This is a genomic window from Sporomusa aerivorans, from assembly GCF_041428895.1.
Lineage (GTDB): Bacteria > Bacillota > Negativicutes > Sporomusales > Sporomusaceae > Sporomusa > Sporomusa aerivorans.
The window spans coordinates 3,904,359-3,927,115 of record NZ_CP156926.1; the positions used below are offsets into that span (position 1 = coordinate 3,904,359).

25 protein-coding genes are annotated in these 22,757 nt (G+C 44.8%); all 25 read right to left on the reverse strand.

All coding sequences use genetic code 11. The features are described 5' to 3' along the window. Positions 1 to 70: 70 nt before the first annotated feature. The 25 genes from SATMO3_RS18725 to folB all read right to left on the reverse strand — a co-directional run bounded on the left by SATMO3_RS18725 (position 71) and on the right by folB (position 22,754). A complete protein-coding gene (locus SATMO3_RS18725) occupies positions 71 to 1,075 on the reverse strand; it encodes a flagellar hook-basal body complex protein (protein ID WP_371371253.1) in 1,005 nt (334 codons plus the stop codon). Positions 1,076 to 1,077: 2 nt separating this feature from the next. Then, a complete protein-coding gene (locus SATMO3_RS18730; protein ID WP_371371254.1) occupies positions 1,078 to 1,980 on the reverse strand; it encodes a flagellar hook-basal body complex protein in 903 nt (300 codons plus the stop codon). An 87-nt stretch (positions 1,981 to 2,067) separates the two neighbouring features. Next, entirely contained in the window at positions 2,068 to 2,466 is a 399-nt protein-coding gene (locus SATMO3_RS18735; RefSeq protein ID WP_371371255.1) for a TIGR02530 family flagellar biosynthesis protein, read from the reverse strand. After that, positions 2,466 to 2,882, reverse strand: a complete 417-nt coding sequence (flgD, locus tag SATMO3_RS18740; RefSeq protein WP_371371256.1) for a flagellar hook assembly protein FlgD — start codon at positions 2,880 to 2,882, stop codon at positions 2,466 to 2,468. Before flgD ends, SATMO3_RS18735 begins: the two co-directional genes overlap by 1 nt. 14 nt (positions 2,883 to 2,896) lie before the next feature. Continuing rightward, positions 2,897 to 4,393 (reverse strand): flagellar hook-length control protein FliK, encoded by a 1,497-nt coding sequence (locus tag SATMO3_RS18745; protein ID WP_371371257.1) that lies wholly within the window; start codon positions 4,391 to 4,393, stop codon positions 2,897 to 2,899. A 34-nt stretch (positions 4,394 to 4,427) separates the two neighbouring features. Then, positions 4,428 to 5,072: a MotE family protein gene (locus SATMO3_RS18750; protein ID WP_371371258.1), complete on the reverse strand. Its 645-nt coding sequence runs from the start codon at positions 5,070 to 5,072 to the stop codon at positions 4,428 to 4,430. An 18-nt stretch (positions 5,073 to 5,090) separates the two neighbouring features. Then, positions 5,091 to 5,639: a lytic transglycosylase domain-containing protein gene (locus SATMO3_RS18755; RefSeq protein ID WP_371371259.1), complete on the reverse strand. Its 549-nt coding sequence runs from the start codon at positions 5,637 to 5,639 to the stop codon at positions 5,091 to 5,093. Further along, positions 5,640 to 6,092, reverse strand: coding sequence for a flagellar export protein FliJ (gene fliJ / locus SATMO3_RS18760; protein ID WP_371371260.1), 453 nt, complete (start codon positions 6,090 to 6,092; stop codon positions 5,640 to 5,642). Positions 6,093 to 6,105: 13 nt separating this feature from the next. Beyond that, the gene (gene fliI, locus SATMO3_RS18765) at positions 6,106 to 7,422 is read right to left on the reverse strand and encodes a flagellar protein export ATPase FliI (protein WP_371371261.1); all 1,317 of its coding nucleotides are present in this window, start codon (positions 7,420 to 7,422) and stop codon (positions 6,106 to 6,108) included. Then, complete coding sequence (locus tag SATMO3_RS18770; protein WP_371371262.1) at positions 7,419 to 8,186, reverse strand: FliH/SctL family protein; 768 nt, start codon at positions 8,184 to 8,186, stop codon at positions 7,419 to 7,421. The genes fliI and SATMO3_RS18770 overlap by 4 nt, the downstream gene beginning before the upstream one ends. Continuing rightward, a complete protein-coding gene (fliG, locus tag SATMO3_RS18775) occupies positions 8,179 to 9,189 on the reverse strand; it encodes a flagellar motor switch protein FliG (protein ID WP_371381754.1) in 1,011 nt (336 codons plus the stop codon). The genes SATMO3_RS18770 and fliG overlap by 8 nt, the downstream gene beginning before the upstream one ends. 16 nt (positions 9,190 to 9,205) lie before the next feature. Further along, positions 9,206 to 10,762, reverse strand: a complete 1,557-nt coding sequence (gene fliF / locus SATMO3_RS18780) for a flagellar basal-body MS-ring/collar protein FliF (protein WP_371371263.1) — start codon at positions 10,760 to 10,762, stop codon at positions 9,206 to 9,208. A 94-nt stretch (positions 10,763 to 10,856) separates the two neighbouring features. Beyond that, on the reverse strand, positions 10,857 to 11,159 hold the full coding sequence (gene fliE / locus SATMO3_RS18785) for a flagellar hook-basal body complex protein FliE (protein WP_371371264.1): 303 nt from the start codon (positions 11,157 to 11,159) through the stop codon (positions 10,857 to 10,859). Positions 11,160 to 11,169: 10 nt separating this feature from the next. Then, a complete protein-coding gene (gene flgC, locus SATMO3_RS18790) occupies positions 11,170 to 11,604 on the reverse strand; it encodes a flagellar basal body rod protein FlgC (RefSeq protein ID WP_371371265.1) in 435 nt (144 codons plus the stop codon). A gap of 2 nt (positions 11,605 to 11,606) precedes the next feature. Beyond that, complete coding sequence (flgB, locus tag SATMO3_RS18795) at positions 11,607 to 12,020, reverse strand: flagellar basal body rod protein FlgB (protein WP_371371266.1); 414 nt, start codon at positions 12,018 to 12,020, stop codon at positions 11,607 to 11,609. A 185-nt stretch (positions 12,021 to 12,205) separates the two neighbouring features. Then, positions 12,206 to 12,982 carry a GTP-sensing pleiotropic transcriptional regulator CodY gene (gene codY / locus SATMO3_RS18800; RefSeq protein ID WP_371371267.1) on the reverse strand — a complete coding sequence of 259 codons (777 nt, stop codon included), beginning with the start codon at positions 12,980 to 12,982 and terminating at the stop codon, positions 12,206 to 12,208. Positions 12,983 to 13,016: 34 nt separating this feature from the next. Beyond that, on the reverse strand, positions 13,017 to 14,417 hold the full coding sequence (hslU, locus tag SATMO3_RS18805) for an ATP-dependent protease ATPase subunit HslU (RefSeq protein WP_371371268.1): 1,401 nt from the start codon (positions 14,415 to 14,417) through the stop codon (positions 13,017 to 13,019). 11 nt (positions 14,418 to 14,428) lie between these two features. Then, entirely contained in the window at positions 14,429 to 14,959 is a 531-nt protein-coding gene (gene hslV, locus SATMO3_RS18810; protein WP_371371269.1) for an ATP-dependent protease subunit HslV, read from the reverse strand. A gap of 21 nt (positions 14,960 to 14,980) precedes the next feature. Further along, positions 14,981 to 15,925, reverse strand: coding sequence for a tyrosine recombinase XerC (xerC, locus tag SATMO3_RS18815; RefSeq protein WP_371371270.1), 945 nt, complete (start codon positions 15,923 to 15,925; stop codon positions 14,981 to 14,983). Between the two features lie 102 nt (positions 15,926 to 16,027). Further along, positions 16,028 to 17,323: a methylenetetrahydrofolate--tRNA-(uracil(54)-C(5))-methyltransferase (FADH(2)-oxidizing) TrmFO gene (gene trmFO, locus SATMO3_RS18820; protein WP_371371271.1), complete on the reverse strand. Its 1,296-nt coding sequence runs from the start codon at positions 17,321 to 17,323 to the stop codon at positions 16,028 to 16,030. After that, positions 17,316 to 19,508: a type I DNA topoisomerase gene (gene topA / locus SATMO3_RS18825; RefSeq protein WP_371371272.1), complete on the reverse strand. Its 2,193-nt coding sequence runs from the start codon at positions 19,506 to 19,508 to the stop codon at positions 17,316 to 17,318. Before topA ends, trmFO begins: the two co-directional genes overlap by 8 nt. Continuing rightward, the gene (dprA, locus tag SATMO3_RS18830) at positions 19,505 to 20,593 is read right to left on the reverse strand and encodes a DNA-processing protein DprA (protein WP_371371273.1); all 1,089 of its coding nucleotides are present in this window, start codon (positions 20,591 to 20,593) and stop codon (positions 19,505 to 19,507) included. Before dprA ends, topA begins: the two co-directional genes overlap by 4 nt. Positions 20,594 to 20,747: 154 nt before the next feature. Next, entirely contained in the window at positions 20,748 to 21,875 is a 1,128-nt protein-coding gene (locus SATMO3_RS18835; RefSeq protein ID WP_371371274.1) for a glycosyltransferase, read from the reverse strand. After that, the gene (folK, locus tag SATMO3_RS18840) at positions 21,868 to 22,389 is read right to left on the reverse strand and encodes a 2-amino-4-hydroxy-6-hydroxymethyldihydropteridine diphosphokinase (RefSeq protein ID WP_371371275.1); all 522 of its coding nucleotides are present in this window, start codon (positions 22,387 to 22,389) and stop codon (positions 21,868 to 21,870) included. The genes SATMO3_RS18835 and folK overlap by 8 nt, the downstream gene beginning before the upstream one ends. Further along, the gene (gene folB / locus SATMO3_RS18845; protein WP_371371276.1) at positions 22,386 to 22,754 is read right to left on the reverse strand and encodes a dihydroneopterin aldolase; all 369 of its coding nucleotides are present in this window, start codon (positions 22,752 to 22,754) and stop codon (positions 22,386 to 22,388) included. Before folB ends, folK begins: the two co-directional genes overlap by 4 nt. Positions 22,755 to 22,757 lie beyond the last annotated feature (3 nt).

Sequence of the window (22,757 nt, forward strand, 5' to 3'; positions counted from 1 at the left end):
TCCCTCCCTTTTAAGCATTCTTAAAAAACAGGTAGCGGAAGGGAGGCATTCCCCCCGCTACCTTCATAGATTACCGTTTGAGGTTTGCTAAAATCTCCAGCATTTCATCACTGGTTGTAATGATTTTCGAATTAGCCTGGAAACCACGCTGAGTAATGATCATATTACTGAACTCCTGAGACAAATCCACGTTAGACATCTCCAATGTACCGGCAGTAAACGTACCGCGCCCCCCAGTACCGCTTGCGCCAACATCAGCTATCCCGGAGTTGTTCGACTCAGTATATAGATTCTGACCTGCTTTATTCAAACCGGCGGGATTATTGAATACTGCCATCGCCACTCTTGCTAAATCTTTGGTTTTCCCATTGGTAAAGTTACCGACAATAGTACCGGTAGAATCAATAGTAACACCGTTTAAGGTACCATCCGCCCAGCCATTTTGTGCTGTTGCCTTGGCCGTTGATTCGCTGGCGTATTGAGTCATTGTAGAGAAATCCGTCTTCGCCGTGAAAGAACCAGCACCGGCATAGGGACCACCCGTAGGATCAATAGTTATGCTGTTAATCACGCTGTTTAATGAATCATACGCACCTTTGCTGTCAAATTTGAGTGTGGCAACCGCCGTTGGCGACACTGTACCAATGACATCACCATCTGCATTAACCGCATCAGAACCTAATGTAAACGTCCATGTATTATCAGCTGTCTTTTCAAATATGCCCTTTAGTTTATAAGCGTTTCCTTGCGAATCATATACAGTAACCTCTGTTTGCACTTTGGACGATTCATCATATGCAGCCTTAACCGCTTCAGCAGCTTTAGTAGCTACCGTAGCAGCATTTGCTGCTATCGTCGCGGCCGCTGTTTGGTTTGTAGCGGCAGTCGCGGCTGCAGTTGCCGCGGCTGATTGATTTGCAGTTGCCGTCGTAACTGCATTCGCTGCTGCTGTCTGAGCAGTTGGAGTGTAAGTATTAGCATCATCAGCGGCGTTGTAAACGGCAGTCACGTTTGCTGCGAGTGTTGGATTGCCAACGGCAGCATCAGTGGCCGATTTTAGTGCATCAGCAAGCACTTTTAGCTGTGCTGCTTGTGTAGAGGTGTCGGCTGTCGCAGCCCCAACCGCAGCAGCTGGCTTGTGTCACTGCGGCGGCTGGCCGCAGCTTGAGCTGCGGTCGCTGTGGTCAAATTTGACGTTGTTTGATATGTGGTGGCGGCAGCAAGTGCATTAGCGATAGCAGTAGCGGCCGTATCAATAGCGCTTTTTGCAGCATCGGCTTTCGCTTTGGCGGTATTAGCCGCTGCCAAGTCATTATCAGCATTGGTTTTGGCAGTATTTGCCGCTGTTAAATCGGCATCGGCTGTTGCCTTAGCCGCATCGGCAGCAAGTTTATCAGCGTCAGCCGTTGCCCGTTCCGCTGATGTTCCCGTCTTTTTGGCACCGGCCGATAAATTCTTCCCATAAGTTATTTCATCTGTTCTTTGGGCTTCCATCATTTCGCCTACAGGAATCTTAATAGTAGTTGGGTCTTTCAAAGCGTCAATTTCTCCGGCGTTATCGGCCATCCACCCAACCACCTTTAGGCCGGTCCCGGGTACCACATAATTTCCCTCAACATCAAAGTCAAAATTACCGGCTCGGGTATAGTACTTCTCATTGCCATTGGCCAAAACAAAGAACCCTTGATCCTGGATTGCCAAATCGGTCTGCTTGCCTGTAGTCTGATAGCTGCCAGGAGTAAAAAGCGTATCAATGCTGGCCAGGGCTACGCCGAGACCCACCTGCATTGGATTTGTGCCGCCACGATTTCCCTGGGCTGAAGAGGCTCCTGACAAAGTTTGGCTTAATATATCCTGAAAATTTACCCTGCTGGCTTTAAATCCAGTGGTGTTTACATTAGCAATATTATTGCCGATTACATCCATACGCGTCTGATGATTTTTAAGACCGGACACGCCGGAAAATAATGAACGCATCATAGTGAAACAATGACCTCCTTATTTATAGACACATTATAGCTGCTTCAGTCAGTCAGCAGCCTGTGGGCTTCCCCGCGAGGTCCGGCCCTAAACAATTACTGCACTATCTATATTAGTAAACACATTATCCTTAATACTTGCGCCATCCATAGCTGTGATAACAGTTCTGTTTTTGACACTGACAACAAATGCCAGGCTGTCATTCAGAAGAACCAAAGCTTCTTTGGCACCTTTTTGCGCTGCCTTTTCAACGGCTTGTCCAAGCTGTGCGAGTTGATTGCTGTCAAGTTCGATTTCCCGGGTACGCAAACGTTGCAAAGCGTGCTGCGAAAATTTGACACCATTAATTTCTTGTTCTAGTACCTGGTTAAAAGCCGTACCTGCCACTGCTTTATTTGCCGCAGAAGATTGAGAGGCATAGGGTTTAACCTGCGGTGTAACCGTTCCGATAGGCTGATAGGGATGATAGATACGGTTATCTGTCATTATTTACTTACCACCTGCGGAACACCGATCGCTGTCACCTGATTCAGATCAATTGATGTGGAGCTTAAGACCAGCTTAGGCTGATGATTGACCATCCGCACTGACTGAACGACGTCGGTTTGTTCTTTGCCATTAGTATCTGTCCATTTAACGGCCATACCAATTAAGCTGCTAGCCTGTGACATCTGCATCGAAGAATTCATATTCTGCATTTGTTCCAGACTGGTAAACTGCGCCATTTGAGCAATGAAATCCTTATCTTCCATAGGGCTCATCGGATCCTGATACCGCAACTGTGTAATAAGCAGTTGCAAAAAATCATCTTTGCCTAATGCATCATTCTTTTCTCTTGTATTTGTTGTACCAGAATTTGACGTAGTATTATTTGTGTTATTAACTCCATTTACGTTTGCCATTTTTACACCTCCTATTAAATACGATAATCTACACCTGTGTCGTTACCAATTAATGAATTCCGTCCGTCAGGCAATTCACTTTCAATGGCCTCTACAAAATCTTCAGCCGATTTCTTATTTGTAAATTTTGCGAATTGCTGGCGGGAATTTCGGTCTTGGTCATGATTGGGCAGAAACTGGCTAAGACCGGCATATACACTAACATTATCCACCTTTAGACCTGTATTAGATAGCTCCTGTTTAAGCTGCGGCAAAGAAGATTCAATAATGTTGCGTACTTCCGCATTATTAGAATGGAAACTGGCACTAACAACACCATTTTCTACGGCGACTTTAAGGGTAAGTTCGCCAAGGTGCTCCGGTTTAAGTCTGATAACCATTTCAGTGTTTTGCTGTTTTGTAATGACTTTTGTTTGCTCAATAATTTGGTCGGCAATCTGATGCACGTCGGCAAACGTACTTTGAGTTGCTGCAGTTTCGTCAACGTTAGCAATGTTTCCGGTTGCGGGTTGCAGTATTGCATTTAATCCCTGGGCAAACGTTTGCGGACTAGAACTTTCAGTCACAGTCACTTTCAAGTCCTGAACTAATTTCGATTGGCTTAATGTCTGCGAATCGCCTGAAAGGGTATCGTCCGATCCATTTCCGGTAAATCCCTGCTGCAAATTTGTTTCCGGTTGGACCACCCTTTGCTGCGACAAACCTGTCGACTCCTCCGATTCAGTATCTGGTTGTACTACATTAGAATTAGCGGCTGGAATAGTCTTTGCAGTTTGGCTTTGCTGCGCTGTTGCTACTTCCGGCAATATTGGTGCAGCAGCATCATTACTAAGTTCATCTTTCTGGTTGTCTGTCAACGGGCCCATAGTCTGATTTAACAAACTGCGGTCAGAAGCAACGGAGGGATTTGTTGTTAACTGTTGTGTACTCTCCTGATTTTGCTCAAGCATTTGCGCTACTATTTCCTGAAAGGTGCCAGTCTGATTCGTAAGTGGTTGTACAGATTCCTCGGTGTTTGTTACAGATGTCTGGGGTAATACCGCCGTCTCATTAAACGTCAAAGGCGCCGCAGGAGCAGGAGATTGTTCGGTCGTGCCATTCTCAGTACTCGCCTGAACATCCGGACTCATCACGATAAGAGGAACGGCACCAGCCAGTGCAGGATTATTCATCATGGTTGTTACATCAGTAGAATCATCCGCAATGCCAGTCTCATCACTAATGATATCTGAACCATCAACCGGTAATTGATTAGTATCGGAACTACTGCCATTAAGCAGTAAATTAACTGAAAAACTGTTAATCAAAAGCTTACCGGGGGTTATTCTTGTGTCTGGCGCTTGTTCAGCTTCACCAATATCAGCTTCTGCCTGGGATATAGCACTTTCTAGTTTATCACCGAAGCTGCCTTTCTTCCCGTTACTAGACGGCTTACTATTTACAACTTTATTGGTATTCGAGGCTGCCGGACCAGAATTGGCAGGTAACACCGGAATATTTGGAATACTCATAGTTTCACCTCCTTTCGCTGATATTCAATTATGTTTAAAGGACAGGCTGTTGTACCCGGCCCTTCAACATATCTTCTGATAAACGGGCAGCACGTTTGGAATCTAATAATGAAAGAATTTTTGATACCTGCTCCTCTTCCATTTTTCCAAAGATAGCGATAACGGTAGGATCATCTAATTCGTGCATTATAGCGACAGCTGCCTCTGGCTTCATACCTGTATATAAGCGGGCTAACTTCGAAATTCGCTTGGCCTCTTCCTGCTGCTTAATTTTAGCTTGTTTTTCCAGTTCTTCTTTTGTTATTGTGTTAGGCGAAACCGGTTGCTGCGCAGGCAGAGAGGCGATTGGCTGCTGGTTTTGAGCAGACGGTACAGGTAATACTGGCTGAGGAGCTTGGTCTTCCTCCAATTCAACCGGTTCGAAATTGGTTTTAGGAAAAAAACGCCCGACTACCGGATACTGAGAAAGATTTAAATCGCCAGCAAGCTTATCAACATCTATGAACTTTAAGTAAACACCGGCAGCAAAGCCTATGGCAACCAAAATGCATAAAGATAGCGCTACAATCATAATTTTAAAAAACAAGCCAAACTTTGATTTAGCTGCTTCTGGCGGCTGTTGTACTGTATTTGCCGGTTGTTTGGAATTGACAGGAGGATTCTTAGGTTTTTCAGCCATAATCTGTTATAGACTCCTCTACTTAGCCAGGGATAACACTCTGGCTACATAGTTACGCGTTTCGCTGTACGGGGGAATACCGTTATAATCTTTTACGGCCTGCGGTCCGGCATTGTAAGCTGCCACAGCCTTACTAACATCACCGTTAAAAGTAGTGAGCATCTGTTTTAGGTACCGGACACCGCCATCGATATTTTCACGCGAATCATGAATGTTGCTAACCCCTAGAGATCGTGCCGTCTCAGGCATCAGTTGCATGACTCCAACGGCGCCTACAGGCGAAACGGCTTCCGGTGATAAGCCTGATTCTGCTTCAGCCACTGCCATGGCCAACTTGGGATCAACACCATACTTTGTGGCAGCCAGATGAATCATTCTGGCAACGTCGCCGCCACCAGAATTGCCGGCAGTTGCAGTAGATTTGGCCGTTTGCGATTGCCCAGCAGTGACAGTGGAAAGAACTGATGCAAAATCACCGTTAGAATCAGTTATTGTCGAACTTGGCGTAAAACGGCGCTCTATCTCAGCGATCCGCTGAGCCACACGGCCAATTCCAGCACTATCCATTTAAACACTCTCCTTGTCACGCATAAAAGCCTGCGTTCCAAGCTCATCAAGAATCTTTTGTTCTTCTTGGAGCAGTTCCTCGTTATATTGCTGCAAGCGTTTATCTTTTAAATTATCAACAAGTTTACGTTGTTTCATAGCAAATTCCATAGCCCGAAGACACTCCTGGTGCTCGGCTACCGCCTTTTCTACCCGTTCCTGTTGCGTTGCAATATCCCTCTTAATTTTATCGATATAAAGACTGTAGGACTTAAGAGTATCAATAGTCAAGCTAGTTTCCTGCTCTTTGCCGAGTAAGACTAACGTATTAAGCAATTGTGCCTCAAAATCTGCCAGAATTGCTTTTTCCTGCTGCAAACGGGTATTTGCTTCAGCTAACTTTATCTGCGCCTGTTCTTCCTGCATTTTGCGAAACTTTAGCAGTGTCTCAAGACGGAAATGAAATTTTTTCATATTGTACCACGCATTACGCGACTAGCATTTTTAAGCGTTGAATGGTTTCTGACATTGGTGTATTCTCATCTACATCCTGTTGCAGGAAATCTTTAATATTGCCAATAACAGCAATTGCCTGATCAATAGCAGGATTACTGCCATGAGCGTAGGCGCCGATATTAATTAAATCCTCAGCTTCACGGTAGGTTGCCAGCAGTGCCCGCAAGCGCTGAGCACACTGGACATGCTCTTTATCGGCAATTTCCATCATTACCCTGCTTACACTGGCTAAGACGTCTATAGCCGGATAATGATTTTGGGCAGCTAACCCGCGGGTGAGAACTATATGTCCGTCCAAAATACTGCGGACTGCATCAGCAATAGGTTCATTCATATCATCGCCGTCAACCAGCACAGTATAAATACCGGTTATCGAGCCTCTGTCACCAGTGCCTGAACGCTCAAGCAGTTTTGGCAACATTGCAAATACGGACGGGGTGTAGCCCCTGGTAGCCGGCGGCTCGCCGACAGTCAGGCCAACCTCTCTTTGCGCCATGGCAAACCGGGTCACAGAGTCCATCATCATCATTACATCCATTCCCTGATCCCGGAAGTACTCTGCGATAGCAGTGGCCGTCATCGCGCCTTTGAGCCTAACCAGAGCAGGCTGGTCCGAAGTGGCAACAACCACAACAGAACGCTTCAGCCCTTCTTCGCCCAGGTCACGTTCGATAAATTCCCGAACTTCCCGGCCGCGTTCACCAATAAGAGCAATTACGCTGATATCAGCCTCTGTATTGCGTGCAATCATGCCCAGCAATGTACTCTTACCGACACCGCTGCCGGCCATAATTCCCACCCGTTGACCGCGACCAAGTGTAAGCAAGCCGTCAACAGCCCGAACGCCTACACCTAACTTTTCTGAAATACGGCGACGGGTCAGCGGCGGCGGCGGCGTCATATTAAGCGAATACTGTGTATTGCTGATAAGTGGTCCTTTGCCGTCAATCGGATTGCCAAGACCGTCTAAAACTCTCCCCAACAGTTGCCTGCCCACACTCACTTTGAGCATTCTGTGAGCAGATATTACTTCACAACCAGGGCCTATACCCTGCATTTCACCTACAGGCATTAATAATACCCGGTTCTCTCTGAAGCCAACAACCTCGGCAGGAATAGGTTCACTCAGGTTGCGCGGTTGAATGTAACATAGTTCGCCTAAGTTTACGTGCGGTCCTTGTGATTCAATCACAAGGCCGATAATTTGTGTTATGCGGCCATTCAATTTTAAAGTATCTGTATTATGTATAGTTGCCAGATAGTTTGCAGTATCAATTGTTCTACTCATGGCATTATTTCCTGAATAGCCCTATGGACTAATTCCAGTTTTGTATCCAATCTGGCGTCGACAGTGCCTAATGCTGTATCTATCACACAACCACCCTGTGCCACAGTATGATCGACAGACACGCCAACGGCATTTTCTCTGCCCACCATCAACTGCAAATCACGTTTAGCCATCAAAACCATTTCATAATCTTCCGGATTTACCCGGATCACAATTTGATCCTGATCCCGAACCTTTGCCAGCGCCTCTTTAACAATAGGTAATATAGCAGTTGGATTCTCTTCGAGCTCTCTTGCCAGCACCTTACTGGCAACAGCAAGCGAGATCTCTACTATTTGGCGTTCTGAGTCCAGAATCATTTGACTGGCCTCATGTTCGGCTGTCTTTATAATACCTTCTGCTTTTTCTAAAGATAATTGCATAGATTGCTGCATATCAGCAAGCGCTTTCTGCTGGCCTTCATTAAATCCGGCTTCGTAACCTTGTGAGGTTCCTTCCTCATAACCCTTTTTGTGACTTTCCTCAAAGGTTTGACGTGCCATTTCCTGCGCCTTGCATTCAGCTTCTGTCAAACACTCCGCTGCGGCAGACTGGGCTTTAGCCACAATAGCGTCGGCTTCACGTTTTACAGCTGCTAAATCAATCGGCGGCACTTCAGGCTGTACAGGCTTCTCCGGTATAGACTCAGGAGTTATTACAGGCCGGGCTTTAATGATTATCGGTCGATTTTTTTCAAAGAAAACGCTTTTAATAATTTTAGACAATTATCTCGTCTCCTTTACCACGTGAAACGACGATTTCACCTGACTCTTCGAGGCGACGGATATTATTAACAATTTTTTGTTGGGACTCTTCAACATCGCGTATGCGGACAGGACCCATATACTCAATTTCTTCGCGCAACATCTCGGCGGCACGTTTTGAAATATTTTTGTAAATCTTATTGGCTACTTCACCTGATGTTGCTTTTAAGGCCAATGCCAGGTCTTTATTATCAATTTCTCTGAGTACAAGCTGCAGTGATCTGTCGTCGAGAAGAACAATATCTTCAAATACAAACATGCGCTTTTTGATTTCTTCGGCCAACTCAGGATTTTGCACTTCCATATTCTCAATGATTGTTCTTTCTGTAGTCCGGTCAACACGATTAAGGATTTCTACAATGGAGTCAACACCACCGGCGGCAGTGAAGTCCTGTGTCACTAGTGATGATAATTTACGTTCCAGTATTCTTTCGACATCACGGATGACATCCGGTGAAGTGCGATCCATCGTGGCAATCCGCCGGGCAACATCTACCTGGCGTTCAGGCGGCAATGCAGATACAATGGCTGCAGATTGTTCCGGCTGAAGATAGGCCATAATCAAGGCAATGGTCTGTGGATGCTCATTTTGAATAAAGTTGAGCAACTGGCTCGGATCCGTTTTCCGGGCAAAATCGAAAGGACGGATCTGCAAACTTGTCGTCAAACGGTTGATAATCGATACTGCTTTCTCAGATCCCAGCGCTTTTTCCAAAACTTCACGGGCGTAATCCAAACCGCCGTTAGAAATATACTCTTTAGCCAAACACATCTGGTGAAATTCGGCTAACACCTTATCTTTTTGCTCTTGCGACAATTTACGCTGATTGGCAATCTCCAGGGTTAGCTTTTCAATTTCATCTTCCCGCATGTGTTTCAACACCTGGGCTGAGATGTCAGGCCCAAGCGCAATTAGCAAAATTGCCGCTTTTTGTTTTCCTGTCAATTCATTTGACTGGTATATGGCCCTACACCTCCTGTCATTCTTCCTCTAGCCAAACTTTCAAAATTTGCGCTACATCTTCGGGTCGTGATTTGGCAAACTTTTCAACTGTTTCTCGCTGGTCTGAACGTTCTTTTTCCTGAGCACTTAATTCTTCTTGTTCAGCTTCCGCCTCTATATCCATTAAAGGTTGAGGCTCAAGCGCAAGAGCCGCGGCGATCTCTTCTTCTTCACGCCGGCGCGCGTATCTTCTATAGAAATAATAGAGTACCGCAAGGATAACAGCAACAACCAATCCTACTTTCAGCCAAAACGCCTGTTGCAGCTGTCTGGCGTACGCCTCTTCTTCTTGACGTTGCTTGTCTAGAAGTTCTGTATTGAACTGAATGGGTTCAACGGCAATTGTATCACCCCGCGTCGGATTAATACCGATTGCGGAAGCTACGGTTCTGGTAAGACCGTCCTGTTGCGCCCGGGGTATGGAGGAATCCACCAGTACTGCAACAGTCAGCCGCCTGATAGAGCCCGGAGTGCTCACTACTTTTTCCTTAGTCTCATTTATTTCATAATTGCGGATAGCTTCTTTTTTCTCATAGTTAGATTGGGTATTATTATTACTGGCGACATAACCCGGGATGTTAGACGTTGTTCCGGGAACACCACCGGGAGCCGCAGCAGAGTTTCCCTGATAATTTTCACTGGTTTCCTGTGAGCTGCGAATAATACCTTTATCATCGACAACTGGTTCAAAAGTCTGACGGTCCATAGTACGCTGGTCAAAATTGAGTTCGACATTAACCCTAGCTGCCGCTTTACCTATTCCCAATGTCTGGTCAAGTAAAGACTGCACATTTTTTTGCAGGTCTTCCTGAACTTTCTTTGTCATTTCAAATTGCGTGAGGGATGTAGCGCCAGCAAGCGGCGGCGCTTCCGACTGATCATTCAACACTCGGGCAAGGTTATCGACAACAGTGATGTTTTCGGGTTTTAAACCTTGCACACTATGCGCTACCAGGTTGACAATGCCTTTCACTTGCTGCTGAGTTAATTCAGCTTGCGGGCGGAGTTTTAACATAATAGAAGCCGTTGCCGGTTTTTCGGTCTTTTTATAGAGACTGTCTTCCGACATAACAATATGGACTCTGGCCTTTTCTACTTCTCCCATCTGTTCAATGGTTCGGGTAAGCTCTCCCTGAATGGCCTGCAGTAGTTGCACTTTATTTTGAAACTCTGTTGTGCCAAACTTATTCTGTTCAAAAATTTCAAACCCCTTGCTTCCACGCGGCAATCCTTGACTTGCTAAATCCAGTCTAAGTTTATGCACATCTTTAGACGGAACTAAAATGACAGTACCGTTACTGCCAGTTTGTACTTCATAGGGGACCTTCATCTCTTTTAGTTTTGCAGTAACCTTGCCTGCGTCTTCGGCTTCAAGAGTAGTAAACAAAGGCACATTATCAGGGCGGCCGCCCCACCAATAACTCCAAACAAGAATAGCAAGAAATATAAATACAGCTGTGCCGATAATAATGTACTTATGTTTATTATTCATTTGTTGCCAAAGGCGCAGAGACTGTTCTTTCAGGTCAGCCATGTCTCCACCCTTTCAGTTTCGGAAAAATAAATATTATGTAATATACTAAATTGGCTTACAATACAGAACTAGTACGATCAAATTCTGCTTATATCTAAACCTGCATTCTCATGACTTCCTGATAAGCATCTACGACCTTATTGCGCACCTGCATGGTAAGTTGCAAGGCAATAGCAGCTTTTTCAGAAGCTATTGTTACTTCAGCTACATCCTCAATTTTGCCGGCAGCCAAATTTAATGATGCTTGTTTTGAGTCATTCTGCAGTTTATTAACATTGTCCAGAGCTTCTTGCAAAAATTCGCCGAACGATTTTTCCGGTTGTACGGACTTATCTAGTATTGGCGTTTCCGCTAAGCTTCCTTTGACCGGCGCTAATTTCAGTGCTTCAATCCGCATTTATTTCTCCCTACTTTCCGATATCTAAAGCCTTTAAGGCCATGCTTTTTGCCGCATTAACAGCTGTCACATTTGCCTCATAGGCTCTAGAAGCCGTAATCATATCTACCATTTCACTAACGATATTTACATTTGGCATTTCTACATAACCGTCTCTGTTAGCATCCGGATGGTTCGGATCGTACATTAACTTCAGGGGCGCATTATCTTTAATAATGCCGGTCACCCTTACACCATCACCCGCCTCCATTTCACGCGACAGCATTTGACTGAAAGAGGTTTGTTCTGAGCGCGGTTCAAACACCACCAATTGACGGCGGTAAGGCCCGCCTTCCGCGGTGCGGGTGGTATTGACATTAGCAATATTATTAGAGATAACGTCCATGCGCAGTCTTTCCGCCGTCATTCCGGAAGCAGCAGCATCAATGGCTCGAAACATTCCCATAGTTAACTTTTCCCTCCATTAATTGCCGATTTTATATTGGCAAAATATTTGCTGATCTGTTGTGCAACTGCATCATAATAAATTGAATTTTTCGCCAGACCAGCCATTTCACTATCAATATCCACATTGCTGCCATCACTTCGAAAAGAGGTAGTATTAATTGTGTTTACAGTCGGCTCAACATTGATTCCCGCGGATTTTGTCGGTAAATGTCGTTCGTGAGTCCTGGCAATTGGTGCCGTCTTGGCATCCATTGCCGCTGCCAGCTGATCCTCAAAACTAACTTCACTTTTTTTGAATTTAGGCGTATTTACATTGGCAATATTGTTGCTGATAACTTTATGACGTAGCGAGGCTGCACTCAAAGCCTTTTCTAATATGGATACCTGTGTTGAATTTAAAATTGAGTTGAGCACTCGTCCGACCTCCTGTACAATTTAAGTTAGGTTGATAAATTCAATGAGACTGATATATGTAACCTTATGCATAGTTCTACAAAGTAAATGAAAATCCTTTAAAATAAACCGCGAAAAAGGTTAAGATTTGGTGAATAATAAAAATCCAGCTGTTTTAAAAACAGCTGGATTTTTAACATCAATTTCTATTTTTTTAATTTTTTTAACTCTTCTAACAACCGCTCATTGAGTACTTTTATATAAGTCCCTTTCATACCCAATGATTTTGATTCGATGACACCAGCACTTTCAAATTTACGTAAAGCATTAACAATTACGGAACGGGTAATACCGACACGATCGGCAATTTTACTGGCAACCAGCAATCCTTCATTTCCCTCTAGTTCACTCAGTATATGCATGACCGCCTCTAATTCAGAATACGAAAGGGTTCCTAAGGCAACTTGAACAGTAGCTTTTTTTCTGGCTTCTTCCTCAATTTTTTCAGTGCGTTCTCTCAGCATTTCCATACCAACAACAGTGGCTCCGTATTCTGCTAGGATTAGATCATCATCGCCAAATTCCGTACTGAATTTAGCCACAATAAGAGTACCAATGCGTTCGCCAACTCCATGGATCGGCACAATGCTCGTAAACTTATCGTTAAACAGGCAAGTGGTCCCTTCGCTAAATGTGCAAAGACCGCCCTCCAGTCGTAGGTTTGGCGATGTCTGATCAATTTTGCCCAGCCAATTAACATACCGCTCGGGGAATTTCCCCATTTTGAGCACTCTGTCCCGCATAAGTTCACATTCGAAATCATCCAGCAAAGCGAAGCCTAAGACAGTACCATCTTTACTGACAATGTAGACATTGGCTGCCATAACACTGCTCAATACAGACGAGACCTCACCGTATTCCACGTTTTCGGATTTTTGCAGCAACTTGTTAATTTCGCGAGTGCGTTCTAATAATGATGACACAATATTACCACCTTTCATAATATAAGCAAATTAACTATAAGATGTAATGGCTCAAATCTTGATTGACAACAATATGATCCAGCTTTGATTTTACGTACTCACGATTAATAGTAACCTGCCGTTCTGAAACATCCGGCGCATCAAAAGCTAAATCTTCCAAAAGCTTTTCTAAAATAGTGTGCAGTCGACGGGCACCGATATTTTCTGTTTGGATATTTACCTTGCAGGCAATATCGGCAAGTTCATCAATAGCATCCTCAGTAAACTCTATTTTTATATCTTCAGTTTCCAATAAACCGATATACTGCTTTATAAGAGCATTAGCCGGCTCAGTGAGTATTTGGCGGAAATCGTCTTTGGAGAGATTTGTCAATTCCACTCTGATCGGAAAACGCCCTTGCAGTTCAGGAATTAAATCGGAAGGCTTAGATACATGAAAAGCGCCAGCGGCGATGAACAAAATATGGTCAGTTCTTACAGAACCATATTTGGTAACAATTGTAGATCCTTCCACAATCGGCAGTATATCACGCTGAACTCCCTCGCGGGAAACATCGGGCCCTGAGCTGTTCCCCCTGCCAGCTATCTTATCTATTTCATCAAGAAAGATAATCCCATAATTCTCAGCCAGTTTAATTGCATCGGTCGTAACCTCATCCATATCAATTAGTTTCTGGGCTTCTTCCTGAATATATATTTTCCTGGCATTAGCTACTGTTACTTTCCGTTTCTTTTGCTTTTTAGGCATTAAACTGCCGAGCATATCTTGTATATTCATGCCCATTTCTTCAATGCCTGTTCCGGCAAACATTCCCATCACCGGCTGACCGTTGTCCTCTACCGTGATTTCAAGTAATTCCTCTTCAAGTTCACCGTTCATAAGACGCTTGCGCCACCATTCGCGTCCTGTGCTGGATACAGGCGGCTCTTCAGGTTCTGGCGGCTTCTCCTGGTTAGCTCCCAAACCGCCGGAAAATAGCATTTCAAATGGATTGCGGGAATTCTCCTTTTTGGCCGGAGGAACAAAGTGGTCAAGAATTCGTTCATTGGCTAATTCTTTGGCTTTGTCGTTTACTTCAAGCATTTTTTGCTGTTTTACCATTCTAATTGATGTTTCCACCAGATCACGAACCATAGATTCTACATCACGGCCGACATAACCAATTTCGGTAAATTTAGTTGCCTCTACTTTGACAAAAGGAGCGTTGACAAGTTTCGCTAAACGGCGGGCAATTTCAGTTTTGCCAACTCCGGTAGGACCAATCATCAGAATGTTTTTAGGAATAATCTCTTCCTTAAGGTCTTCAGGCAGACGCTTGCTGCGCCAGCGATTCCTAAGGGCAACTGCCACTGATCTTTTAGCCTGTTGCTGACCAATTATGTATTTGTTCAGTTCATTTACAATTTCCTTTGGTGTAAGTTCCAGCAAAAACATCCCCCCTTAAACTATAATTCTTCTACGGTAATATGGTTATTAGTGTAAACGCAAATATCAGCGGCAATCTCGAGTGCTGTACGGGCAATGTCCGCCGCATTTAAAGTTGAATGCTGCACCAAAGCCCTGGCAGCTGCCAATGCATAGGGTCCGCCTGAGCCAATGGCGGTGACGCCGTCATCAGGCTCAATAACTTCACCATTACCGGATATAATAAGTAGGTGTTCGGCATCAATAACAATGAGCAGTGCCTCTAATCTTCGTAAAACTCTATCCAGTCGCCATTCTTTTGCAAGTTCAACTGCTGCCCTCATCATATTCCCGTTAAACTCTTCCAATTTTCCTTCAAACTTTGCGAATAAGGTAAACGCATCAGCCACAGAGCCGGCAAATCCCGCCAATACCTTGCCATGGTAAAGGCGTCGGACTTTTTTGGCATTGTGCTTCATTACTGTGTTTTGGCCAAAAGTGACCTGTCCGTCACCAGCAATAGCTGTCTTTCCCTGATGGCGAACGGCAACAATAGTGGTAGCATGGAACATGATCATCACCTCCAAGGAAATTTAGGCGCGCGGGTGGGATTTTCTGTAATTAGCCTTAAGTCTTTCAGTAGTTACATGTGTATAGAGTTGAGTAGTTGACAGATTGACATGGCCTAAAAGCTCTTGTACTGACCTGAGATCAGCACCATTGTCTAACAAATGGGTTGCAAACGTATGACGGATGGTATGTGGGCTGACATTTTTCTTAAGCGCCATCTCTTCAACATACTTTTCAACAATCCGTCGCACGCTACGGTCAGTTAGCGGCCCTCCCCGCTTATTTACAAAAAGCTGACTATGTTCTATTTCTGTTTGCCGCCCATACTGCCCGGATGCGGCACAAAGCTGAGGACGTACATTATAAAGATAACTTTTCAGCATTTCGGCAGCAACCTGCCCCATCAGCACAATTCGCTGTTTTGCACCTTTACCGGTAACGATAATAGTACGGCCGGAAAAATCAACATCCTGCAGAGTAATACCGACAAGTTCACTTACGCGAACCCCTGTCGCATATAACAATTCCAGTACGGCCTTATCTCTAAGACCAAGTGGCCTGTCATCCGGTAAAATAATTAATTCATTGATTTCATTTGCATCAAGAAATACGGGCAGCTTTTTATCCAATTTTGGCGTTCTGACCGCATTGCACGGATTTTCCTTTAAAATATTTTCCCGGCATAAAAACCGGAAAAACGACCTAAGCGCCGCAATTCGTCGCATAATGGTCGCCTTGGCGTACTGCTGCGATTTTAGAAAAGCCAGATAGCTACGGATTACAAGTGGAGTAATGTGATCTAACAGTATCTCATTGCTGCCTTGACTGGACATAAATTCCGCAAAATGCAGAATATCCCGCTGGTAGCTATGAATAGTATGTTGAGATGCATTTTTTTCAAGTTTTAAATAGAACATAAACTGGTCCAGAAGTTCGTCGGGTGATTGCAATTGTTTATTATCAGACATACTTATCATTCTCTCCGACAAGGATATATAACCGAGGGCTTGCGGAAATTACTATAATACTAACACACCTCGGAAAATTCCGCAACAATATTGTCATATTATTCAAATAAATTGTCCCAACACCGTTAATGCCCGGTCTGCAATTGCCCTGTTCTTTAACTTTTTATCTTTTATTTTTTTCTCGAGTGGCGGTAACAGGCCAAAATTAATATTCATTGGCTGAAAGTGAGTTGGATCGGCTTGAGTGATATAACGGCAAAGAGCTCCATGAGCTGTTGCAGCAGGGAAAACTTTAGGTTCTAAACCTTGCACAAGCCTTGCAGCATTGATACCGGCAATCAGCCCGCTCGCCGCCGATTCAACATATCCTTCCACACCGGTAATTTGTCCGGCAAAGAAGACATGCGGTTCTTCTCGCATTTGCAATGTCGGCAGAAGTATTTTGGGAGAATTGATAAACGTATTGCGGTGCATCACCCCATAACGGATAAATTCCGCTTTTTCAAGCCCGGGAATCATCCGCAAGACCCGCTGTTGTTCGGGCCATTTAAGATGTGTCTGGAAACCGACAATGTTATAGAGTGTTGCCGCAAAGTTGTCCTGACGAAGTTGAACAACCGCATAGGGTATTTCGCCGGTCTCAGGATGACGCAAACCCACAGGTTTCATTGGACCAAAACGCATAGTACCAATACCTCTGGCAGCCATAGTCTCTATTGGCATACAACCTTCAAAGACAACCATGTTTTCGAACTCTTTAACCGGCGCTGTTTCAGCATGAGTGAGTTCATGCCAGAATTGTTCATATTGTTCTTTCGTCATTGGACAGTTTAAATAATCATCATCACCCTTCCCATAACGGGAAGCACGATAAATTATTTCCATATTCAGTGAGTCTGCCGTCACAATAGGTGCAGCAGCATCATAAAAGTATAGATATTCATTCCCGGTAAGTTTGCCAATGTCCCGAGACAAGATGGGTGAAGTAAGCGGACCGGTAGCAATTACCAAGGGACGAACGTCAGGTATTTCCGTGACCTCAGCGTTTATAATGTTTATTCGGGGGTGGTTACTAAGAACGTCGGTAATCATCCGGCTAAAATGTTCCCGGTCTACGGCAAGAGCCCCTCCGGCCGGGACACAGGTAGCATCCGCCGCTTTCATAATCAGGGAGTTCAGGGTCCGCATCTCTTCTTTGAGCAACCCTACGGCATTCTCAATGGCAGCAGCCCTAAGCGAGTTGCTGCATACTAATTCTGCGAACAGGCCAGAATGATGGGCAGGTGTCATGGCCTGCGGGCGCATTTCATACAATTCTACATCTATGCCGACCTCAGCCAGTTGCCAGGCAGCTTCACTGCCTGCCAGGCCGGCACCTAATACGGTAACATTAGCCACGCTTTTTCCTCCGGTTCGCAGATGTTTTTTTGGCAGTTGCTGTCTTTTCCTTGCTGTCTTGGCTAGTTTTTTCTTTAGCCTCAGACGATTGTCGGGACAGGCATGTTTCATTGCTGCATATACTAACAAAGCCGCCATTTTTGTACTTATGCCGAACCATATAGGCACCGCATACCGGGCAATTCTCTTTCAGCGGCAAATCCCAGCTGTTAAAATCACATTCCGGATAATGCTCACAGCCATAAAATATTCGCCGCCGCTTTGTCTGGCGCTCAACGATAGCACCACCGCATTTTGGGCAATTCACACCAATGTCTTTTAGGATGGGTTTAGTATTCCGGCAGGCAGGGAAACCGGGACATGCCAAAAAGTTGCCGTATCGTCCTTGTTTTATTACCATCATCCGGCCACAATTCTCGCAGGGAATATCAGAAACCTCCACCGGTAGTTCCACATGCCCGATGGCTTCTTCGGCAAAACTTAGTTCTTTGGCAAAAGGATCATAAAATTGCTCTAAAACTTTTAGCCAAGACGCATCACCCTCAGCTATATCGTCCAATTTATCTTCCATCCCGGCGGTAAACTCAACATCAATAATTCTCTCAAAATATTGTTTGAGAAGATCGAGTACTACAATGCCTAGTTCGGTAGGATAAAATTTCTTATCAATACGTTCGACATACCCTCGTTCGACAATTGTCTCAATGGTTGGTGCATAAGTACTGGGGCGTCCGATACCCTTTTCTTCCAGGACTTTAACAAGCGATGCCTCAGTGTAACGGGGAGGAGGCTCGGTAAAGTGCTGTTTAGGATCAATTTGGGAGAGTAGCAGTTTCTGTCCGACTTTTAATTCCGGAAGGGTGGTCTCTCTATCCAAATCACTGTCAGCACTTTGTTCCAACTCTTTTCCTTTACCAATCGAACCGCTAAAGGCGGATAAAAATCCGGCGAATTTTAGCTGCGAACCGGTAGCTTTCAATTTGTAGCGCCCGGCGGTAATTTCAACAGTCAGGGTATCATAAACAGCAGGTGTCATCTGACTGGCAATAAACCGTTCCCAGATAAGCGTATAGAGTTTTAACTGATCCTTGCTTAGACCTGTACCTATCGTATCAGGCGGCAAGTCCAGCGTGGTTGGTCGGATGGCTTCGTGGGCATCCTGTGATTTCTTATTGGCATAAACAGGTATCTTTGCCGGCAAATAGTCCTTGCCAAATTTCTGTTCGATAAAATTCCTGGCTTCCTGCTGCGCAGTTTCAGCCACCCTGGTTGAATCAGTACGCATATAAGTAATCAGACCGACCTGGCCAGCCCGGCCAATGTCCAGACCTTCATAAAGCTGCTGCGCAACCATCATGGTTTTCCGGGAGGTAAAACCTAATTTGCGCGCTGCTTCCTGCTGCAAACTGCTGGTAATAAAGGGCGGATAAGGATTACGCTTTCTTTCCCGCTTCTTTACGTCGCTTACAATATAGTCAGCTTTATTTAACTCTTTTACAACCGAATCCGCTTGTGTTTCGTTGGTAACAGCCAGCTTCTCCCCGTCAACAGCGATTGCTTCGGCTTCAAAAATCTTAGAATTACTTTTTTCTTTTAATTTAGCAAAAATCGACCAGTATTCTTCCGGCACAAAGGCCTGAATTTCTTTTTCCCTGTCGCAAATGAGCCGGACAGCTACCGACTGAACTCTGCCGGCACTAAGCCCTTTGCGTACCTTGCGCCATAATAGCGGACTGAGTTTGTAGCCTACAATCCGATCAAGAATTCTTCTGGCCTGCTGCGCATAAACCCGGGGTAAATTGATTGGCCGTGGCTTTTTTACTGCCTGCTGAATAGCAGGCTTGGTAATTTCATTAAATTCAATCCGACAAGTAGTGTCTTCGGGAATATTGAGGATATGAGCCAAATGCCAGGCAATGGCTTCACCTTCACGGTCAGGGTCAGTCGCCAGATAGACAGTGGTGGCGTTTTTGGCTGCTTCTTTCAGACTTTTTATAAGGTCGCCTTTGCCCCTGATATTAATATACTTCGGGGCAAAATTATTTTCAATATCGACGCCAAACTGGCTCTTAGGCAAATCGCGTAAATGTCCCATAGAAGCTTTAACAGTATAGTTTTTTCCAAGAAACTTTTCTATTGTCTTGGCTTTGGCCGGGGATTCTACCACAACTAGAGCTTTGTTCACTTAATTCCCTCCCTAGCGGCGCAAGTATAACGCCCTGCGCTATGCTCGACCGTCAAACCCCGTAATGAAAGTTGCAATAATATATATGCGGCTTTTGCCGGTAGTACATTCGACTTTATAACGATTTCTTCAATTCCAATTGGGTCAGTGTAGTTCAACGTGCTGTATACTGCCTGCTCTTCAGCAGAAAGCTCCGGGGGCGCCATTTGGGCAGACAACGCAGTCTCCCAGCCATATTCTTCCAAAACATCCTTGGCACTATCCACCAGTTTTGCACCTTGTTTTATGAGACGATTGGTTCCTTTACTGAAGATGGCGAAAATACCTCCTGGTACTGCAAATACGTCTCTGCCTGCTTCTAGCGCAAAATCTGCAGTTATCAAAGCACCGCTTTTCTCGGCGGCTTCGACAACAATAACCCCTTGCGACAAGCCACTTATAATGCGGTTACGGGCCGGGAAATGTGCGGGATGAGCCAGTGTTCCAGGAGTGTATTCGGATATAACAGCGCCATTTTCAGCAATGCTTGCCAATAATTTAGCGTTTTCCGGCGGATAGGCAACATCTACTCCTGAACCAAGTACAGCGATTGTATAACCATGCTCCAACGCTCCCTGATGAGCGGCAGTATCGATTCCTCTGGCTGCACCGCTTATAATCCCAATCCCTGCCTCGGCTAACGCCGAGGACAGCATACCAGCGGCATTTTTACCGTACGCTGTAGCTTGCCGAGAGCCGACAATGGCAATTAGTTTGTTGTCAGCCGGCAGTGTTCCCCGATAATACAATATGTAAGGCGGGTTAAAGGTATTACGCAATAAGTCTGGGTAGGTATCTTCTGCCAAAGTGCATAAAGATATTCTCTTTTTTAAAAAGGATTCAGCAAGTTTATGTATATCTATCTTGTCCCGCTGAGCAAGTAAATTATTACAAACATTGTTATCAAGGCACTTGGATAAAAATAAATCGCCCCGGTCAGCTAACCAAGCCTGCCGGGCGCCACCAAAATAATCAACCATGGCCTTAATGCGCGAACTGCCGATACCTGGCACCATTTGCAAGGCGGCCAAGTAAAATTGTTCCATGTCAGTTCCTCCACATTTAGCTAGCATTGAGACGCCGATAGCATATAGTATATTTGGTGAATCATAATACTAGCAATTATACCTGGGACAAAATCAAAAGGTCAAGAGCCACAAGTCCCAAATTTAATATTTTTTACAATATTTTAGTTTTTCGCTAAAAAAAATAGTTATTAACTAAAGATTCGGCTATATTTTTTGCTGCATTAGGACGTCCAATGCTGGTAGCTTGATAACGCAAGTCTCTAAGCTCTTTACAGCCTTCCGCCAGCAAATTTCCCAAAACAGTCATTAATTCGTTTAAAGAATCTGCTCTGAGAGCTGCTCTTTTTTCTAATAAGTAACGGGTATTGGCTTCTTCCTGCCCTGGAATAGGCCGATAAATTATCAGTGGCACTCCTATAGCCAAGGCTTCCGATGAGCTCATACCGCCAGGCTTTGATATTAACAAATCGGCAACACCCATAACTTCGCGAATATTATCAATAAAGCCCAACACTCTGACAGGATGCCTTGCTGTTAAAGCAAGCCGTGAGAGTGATTGATAGAGTTTGCTATTGTTACCGGCTATGGCAATAAACTGCATCGGCCTGTCACTGGCCATACATGCCTGTAGTATTTCTTCCATGGGTAAAAGGCCGCCACCACCGCCCATAAGCAGAATGGTCTTTTTATTTCCATCCAGCTTAAGCCATTTTAGTATTGCCATTCTGTCGCCGGGCTGACTGAAGTCATAGTTTACCGGTATACCCGTAACAGATAAAAACTGGCGGGCTATCCCCTGCTTGCTCAAATATTCAATCATACCTTCATGCGCAACAAAATAACGATCCAATTCCGGGTAGATCCATAAGCGATGGGCGACAAAGTCAGTAATAACGGCTACCGCCGGAACTGCCAGCAGGCCTTTTTTCTTGCTCCAGGCCACCAGACCGGCCGGCGTGGCATGCGTACATACGATAACTGACGGCTGAAATTTATTGATATAATCAACCATTTGTCCGGCAAGAAACTTACTGATCAATTCTCTGCCGAATAAAGCCAGATGGCTTTGATTCCCCCAGTTATACATTGAGCCATATGCCTGCGGAAAGATATTCAGTATCTTTAGATACGTCTTAAGAATGGTCTGACCTATAACCGGATTTAAAAAATCAAAAACATTACATATCTCACTCTGGCAAGTTGGGTGCGTCATTTTAAGCATGTGGCTGACGGCCTGCGCTGCTCGGATATGCCCGGAGCCGATAGGTGCACTGATAAACAATACTTTATTGCTAGCCAATCATGGTCCCCTGCCTTGCTGCTTCAAGCGTTCCATATATGGTAACCTGGCTGTCGTCCAGGGTAACAGCCAAGAGCTCAGCAGCTGTTTTCCCTTTATAGATTGGGGAATTATCTGCAATTTCAGCCAGTGGAATTAACACAAAATTCCGTTCAGATATGCGGGGATGAGGTAATTCAAGCACCTCCCCAACCATTTCTACGTCATGATAAACCAAAAGATCAATGTCAATATTGCGCGGACCCCAGCGAACCTCCCGTACACGTCCCATTTTCTTTTCCACTTCAAGACAAACAGCCAGCAATTCTAATGGCGATAATTCCGTTTTTATGGCTATCACTGCATTAATAAAACTTGGCTGCTCTTTTAATCCCACCGGTTCTGTCTCATAAAGTGAAGATGTTTTTTCGACCGAGATGCGCGGATGACTGTTCAAAAGATGAATGGCTGTAGCAATGTTATCTTCCCTGGTATTAGCATTGCCTATATTCGATCCTAGACCTAAAGCAATCATTGTTCACGGCTCCGAACAGCTTCCACTTCCACATAATCAAGCGCTGCTGCAATAGGCACCGAGGGTTTGCGTACCCTGACCACAACTTCCTGCACCAGTGGATGTAAACGTAAGACCTCACCGGCAATATGGTAGGATAAAGCTTCCAGAAGCTGAAACCGCTGGTGCTCGATAATATCCTTGGTCTGGTTATAAACAGCTACATAATCCACTGTTTCCTCAAGACGGTCACTTTTTCCCGCTTGTTCCAGATTTGCTTTCATATCGATATCAACATAAAATCTTTGTCCAAGTTCCCGTTCAAATTCATATACTCCGTGAAAACCGTAAAACACCATATTCTTTATTGAGACTCGATGACTCATAAC

Excerpts from the sequence above, each read along its gene's own strand:
- xerC (WP_371371270.1), bottom strand. The coding sequence starts at position 15,925 with ATGTCTGATAATAAACAATTGCAATCACCCGACGAACTTCTGGACCAG.
- fliI (WP_371371261.1), bottom strand. The coding sequence starts at position 7,422 with ATGAGTAGAACAATTGATACTGCAAACTATCTGGCAACTATACATAAT.
- dprA (WP_371371273.1), bottom strand. The coding sequence starts at position 20,593 with ATGGAACAATTTTACTTGGCCGCCTTGCAAATGGTGCCAGGTATCGGC.
- flgD (WP_371371256.1), bottom strand. The coding sequence starts at position 2,882 with ATGGCAAACGTAAATGGAGTTAATAACACAAATAATACTACGTCAAAT.
- folB (WP_371371276.1), bottom strand. The coding sequence starts at position 22,754 with ATGAGTCATCGAGTCTCAATAAAGAATATGGTGTTTTACGGTTTTCAC.
- SATMO3_RS18730 (WP_371371254.1), bottom strand. The coding sequence starts at position 1,980 with ATGATGCGTTCATTATTTTCCGGCGTGTCCGGTCTTAAAAATCATCAG.
- SATMO3_RS18735 (WP_371371255.1), bottom strand. The coding sequence starts at position 2,466 with ATGACAGATAACCGTATCTATCATCCCTATCAGCCTATCGGAACGGTT.
- SATMO3_RS18750 (WP_371371258.1), bottom strand. The coding sequence starts at position 5,072 with ATGGCTGAAAAACCTAAGAATCCTCCTGTCAATTCCAAACAACCGGCA.
- folK (WP_371371275.1), bottom strand. The coding sequence starts at position 22,389 with ATGATTGCTTTAGGTCTAGGATCGAATATAGGCAATGCTAATACCAGG.
- SATMO3_RS18755 (WP_371371259.1), bottom strand. The coding sequence starts at position 5,639 with ATGGATAGTGCTGGAATTGGCCGTGTGGCTCAGCGGATCGCTGAGATA.
- flgC (WP_371371265.1), bottom strand. The coding sequence starts at position 11,604 with ATGGGAATGTTTCGAGCCATTGATGCTGCTGCTTCCGGAATGACGGCG.
- SATMO3_RS18745 (WP_371371257.1), bottom strand. The coding sequence starts at position 4,393 with ATGAGTATTCCAAATATTCCGGTGTTACCTGCCAATTCTGGTCCGGCA.
- fliE (WP_371371264.1), bottom strand. The coding sequence starts at position 11,159 with ATGCGGATTGAAGCACTGAAATTAGCGCCGGTCAAAGGAAGCTTAGCG.
- fliJ (WP_371371260.1), bottom strand. The coding sequence starts at position 6,092 with ATGAAAAAATTTCATTTCCGTCTTGAGACACTGCTAAAGTTTCGCAAA.
- hslU (WP_371371268.1), bottom strand. The coding sequence starts at position 14,417 with ATGTTTTTGCTGGAACTTACACCAAAGGAAATTGTAAATGAACTGAAC.
- hslV (WP_371371269.1), bottom strand. The coding sequence starts at position 14,959 with ATGTTCCATGCTACCACTATTGTTGCCGTTCGCCATCAGGGAAAGACA.
- fliF (WP_371371263.1), bottom strand. The coding sequence starts at position 10,762 with ATGGCTGACCTGAAAGAACAGTCTCTGCGCCTTTGGCAACAAATGAAT.